General features: G+C 39.0%; 6 protein-coding genes. 5 read left to right on the top strand and 1 reads right to left on the bottom strand.

Translation table 11 applies throughout. The features are described 5' to 3' along the window. The 4 genes from AX660_RS02095 to fldA form a co-directional block, all read left to right on the top strand. Positions 1 to 249, top strand: a 249-nt coding sequence (locus AX660_RS02095; RefSeq protein WP_157884299.1) for an H-NS histone family protein, incomplete at its 5' end; no start/stop codon positions are given. A 51-nt stretch (positions 250 to 300) separates the two neighbouring features. Continuing rightward, positions 301 to 1071: an alpha/beta fold hydrolase gene (locus AX660_RS02090; RefSeq protein ID WP_068371752.1), complete on the top strand. Its 771-nt coding sequence runs from the start codon at positions 301 to 303 to the stop codon at positions 1069 to 1071. Positions 1072 to 1188: 117 nt separating this feature from the next. Continuing rightward, positions 1189 to 1398, top strand: a complete 210-nt coding sequence (locus AX660_RS02085; RefSeq protein ID WP_068371749.1) for a DUF2788 domain-containing protein — start codon at positions 1189 to 1191, stop codon at positions 1396 to 1398. Positions 1399 to 1449: 51 nt separating this feature from the next. Next, the gene (gene fldA, locus AX660_RS02080; protein WP_068371746.1) at positions 1450 to 1974 is read left to right on the top strand and encodes a flavodoxin FldA; all 525 of its coding nucleotides are present in this window, start codon (positions 1450 to 1452) and stop codon (positions 1972 to 1974) included. Between the two features lie 85 nt (positions 1975 to 2059). Here fldA and AX660_RS02075 read toward each other — a convergent pair whose 3' ends face one another. Then, complete coding sequence (locus AX660_RS02075; protein ID WP_068371743.1) at positions 2060 to 2620, bottom strand: phosphoribosyltransferase; 561 nt, start codon at positions 2618 to 2620, stop codon at positions 2060 to 2062. A 249-nt stretch (positions 2621 to 2869) separates the two neighbouring features. On the opposite strand from AX660_RS02075, the gene AX660_RS02070 reads away from it, so the two are divergent. Then, a partial coding sequence (locus AX660_RS02070) for a cache domain-containing protein (RefSeq protein ID WP_201027388.1) occupies positions 2870 to 3845 on the top strand: 976 nt, incomplete at its 3' end.

Here is a 3845-nt window from a genome sequence, read left to right as displayed (position 1 = left end):
CAGGATTTAGCCAAACAAGCCAAACTAACTGATATTCTTAAACAAATGCAAGAAGCCGGATTAGCCGTAGCAGATTTACACCAAGCCACTGATAATAAGCCAGCTAAAACTCCACAAAAGCGCCCGGTGAAATATAAATTAGTGACTAAAGATGGCAAAGAACATCTATGGACAGGTATTGGCAGAATGCCAAAAGTATATGCAGAAGCTATTGCCAATGGCTTATCCCTAGAAAAATTTGCTGTTTAATTAAATAGAAAATAAAAACCCTATTTATGTCGATTTAATTAAAGGTTTGATTTGAGCAACATTAATTATCAAATACATCAGGATGAACAAAATAAACCATGGATATTATTGATCCATGGTTTGTTTGGCAGTTTAGATAATTTAGCTGCCTTACGACGAGGTTTAACTGATGATTATAAAGTGCTGTCGATTGATTTGCCTGATCACGGTAATTCATTACATACAGATGAATTTAGTTTTGCTAATTATGCTTTGTTAGTTAGTGAATTAATTAATGAATTAAATATCGAAATATTACATATTGTCGGCCATTCTTTAGGTGGAAAAATTGCGATGCAATTAGCCTTAAGTCAGCCAGATTTAATTGATCGTTTAATTATTTTAGATATTGCACCTGTGAGTTATACACCACGTCATCAACTTGTATTTGAAGGTTTGGAACAAGTCCCATTAGCAACGATTACTCGGCGCCAGGATGCGGACCACTACCTGCAGGAATTTATTAAAGAAGTTGGAACTAGGCAATTTTTACTAAAAAGTTTGAATCAAGATGACAATGGCTGGCACTGGCAATTTAATCTGGCCTTGTTAAAACGTGACTATGCCAAGTTATCTGCCGGGCTTGATAGCAAATCACCATTTATAAAACCTACATTGTTTATCAAAGGTGAGCTTTCGGATTATTTAATGCCCGACCACAAAGACCGTGTAATGCAGTTGTTTCCAAACAGTCAACTTAAGATGCTAGCGAATACCGGCCACTGGTTACATGCCGAAAAACCAGCACTGTGCATCACTACGATCAAACGTTTTTTGGCGTGAGTTCTTTCGCTGGTTTTTTTCCATGACTTTTTGCCAGAAACACTGCCTATTAATTTTAAAGATCCACAGTCTATGCTAGTATGCGCACGATTTTTTACTTGGGTGGCGTAACCACAAATGTTGAACGAATATTATGAGCAAATAGAAGCGCTTATCCTAGATATCACGCTAATCGGTTTGTTTTTATTAATGGGTTATGTCGTTCATGATTTACTTAAAAAAAATAATGTCCCTGCAATAGGTAAAGCCGTGGTGTACTTTGTGCTTTTTCTAGGGGCTGCGGGTTTCATTTTTAAAGGCATAATGCAGTATATCATCGAGCATTGATCCAACAGAAACTCCAACAACACTAATTAGATAATAGAGGTAAGGTAAACGATGGCGAGTGTGGGGTTATTCTTCGGCAGCGACACCGGCAATACAGAACATATTGCTAAAATGATCCAAAAAGAATTAGGCAAAAGTCTGATTGATGTACATGACATTGCTAAAAGCAGCAAAGAAGATATTGCCGCCTTTGATTTGTTAATGTTTGGCATTCCCACTTGGTATTATGGTGAAGCTCAATGTGACTGGGATGACTTTTTTCCAGAACTAGAACAAATCGATTTCACCGACAAACTAGTGGCTATATTTGGCTGTGGCGATCAAGAAGACTATGCAGAATATTTCCTCGATGCCATGGGCATGGTACGTGACATTGTAGAAGCTCGCGGCGCCATTTTGATCGGACAATGGCCGACAGCCAGCTACGACTTTGAAGCTTCTAAAGGCATGGCAGACGAAAATCACTTTGTCGGTTTGGGCATAGATGAAGACAGACAGCCTGAACTTACTGAACAACGTGTTAAAGGCTGGTGTAAACAAATCCATGAAGAAATGTGTTTGGCTGAACTAGGCTAGTTTTGCTTATTCAAAACTGTGTCGCAAACAGCACACAATAAAAAGGGCAGTTATCTGCCCTTTTCTATTCTAATAGACTTGCCATTTACTGTTTAAGCAAGTGCATCACATTAACCAAGTCTTTTTTGCCATTAATGATCTCATCTGGCGTTAAGCCATCAATCTCATGGGGGAATACCAACCACTCGTCAGAGATATGTACAAAATAGTTTGGTGTTAATTCCGTTTTATTGTTTTTTGGTTTGAAATAAGGTGTGGCAATACGCACATCGTGGGGCATATTGGCACGGGATAATTTTTTAATTTGTTTCACAAGTGCATCAACACTGCGACCAGAGTCAAACACATCATCCACAATCAACAAGGTATCTTCCTTATTAGCGTTTTCGATAAGGTAGTGCAAACCATGAACTTTAATGGTTTTAGATTGCTGATCGATACCATAATAAGACGAAGTACGCACAGCAATATGATCAGTCACCACTTTTTTAAAGTCAAAATACTCTTGCACCGCAATGCCAATAGGAGCCCCACCGCGCCAAATACCGATAATAAAGGTGGGTCTAAAACCATCTTCGTATACTTGTGACGCCAAACGAAAAGAATCTTCTAATAATTGTTGAGCGGTGATAAACGTTTTTTCCATCGAGGGTAAACCTTAATAAATACACTACATTAAGTAGTAAGCAGCCCACTAAATAGCAAGCAATAGACAATAAGCGGCGATTATATACTAACTTAATCAACTTGCCCTGAACTACACTCTAAAAACTGTGTTTTTATGCTAAAAATAGTCTGTTCGTTTAGCCGTAATGACACAAAATCTTATTGAAATACAATTAATTACCATGCAAAGTAATGATCAACTAAATTTTGTATGTTAATCGATTATTCAATGCCACATTGGTTCAATACCTTTCGATACCGTTTAACCTTGCTTATCGGTGTATTGGTTATTGTGTTAGGGATAGTTTTTGTGAGCGTGATATACCATATCGCCTCACAGAAACTCATCGCCGCAAGTAATGGTGAACTAAATAATGTAGGACGTTCAACGGCCAACATGTTAGCTGCGACCTTAAACGAGAGACAACGCGAAATCGTTTTACTCAGTAAACGCCTCATTTTTCAAACTGCCGACACCAATTTACAACCCGTGCGTGATGCAATTAATTTAATGCAAGACTCCTATTCTCACTATGCTTGGATTGGTTTTGCTAACACTCAAGGCATTGTTGTTGCTGCGGGAAAAGGCTTATTAGAAGGGGTTGATGTACAACAGCGCCCTTGGTTTACTGAAGGTTTAGCTAAACCTTATCTTGGTGATATTCATGAAGCCGTATTACTGGCAAAAAAGCTGCCTGAATATAACAACAATGAACCTCTACGATTTGTCGATTTTGCGGCACCTGTATTTAAAAACTCAGGCGAACTAATAGGTGTAGTGGCAACCCACGCAAATTGGTCGTGGATTGCAGAGGTACTAGCCTCTACCATGCCACACGATGCTAAAACACGTGGTGTGGATATCTTTATCGCCGATAAACATAATAATGTACTTTATCCGTTTAACAGTATTGGGATCGTAAAACTACCTGAAGCCTTATCTACCGATTCTACTGGAAAAGCTCTTTTATGGGATGACGGCATTGAATACCTCAGCAGTACAATTGCCGTGCGTACTCATAGTGAAACTGAGCTAGGCTGGCAAGTGGTTGTGCGCCAACCTAGCACACAAGCCTTATCGACCGCACACAGTTTATTGCATACCCTTTTATGGCTAAGTTTGGCTGCAACGTTGGTCAGTATGTTATTAGCCTACAAGCTAGCTAGCGAATTCAGTAGACCGGTGGAAAAATTGGCAAAAGTAG

This window comes from Paraglaciecola hydrolytica (assembly GCF_001565895.1).
GTDB lineage: Bacteria > Pseudomonadota > Gammaproteobacteria > Enterobacterales > Alteromonadaceae > Paraglaciecola > Paraglaciecola hydrolytica.
This window is presented reverse-complemented; position numbering and strand designations above follow the sequence as displayed.

Coding starts and splice junctions, on each gene's coding strand:
- AX660_RS02085 (WP_068371749.1), top strand. CDS start 1,189: ATGTTGAACGAATATTATGAGCAAATAGAAGCGCTTATCCTAGATATC.
- fldA (WP_068371746.1), top strand. CDS start 1,450: ATGGCGAGTGTGGGGTTATTCTTCGGCAGCGACACCGGCAATACAGAA.
- AX660_RS02075 (WP_068371743.1), bottom strand. CDS start 2,620: ATGGAAAAAACGTTTATCACCGCTCAACAATTATTAGAAGATTCTTTT.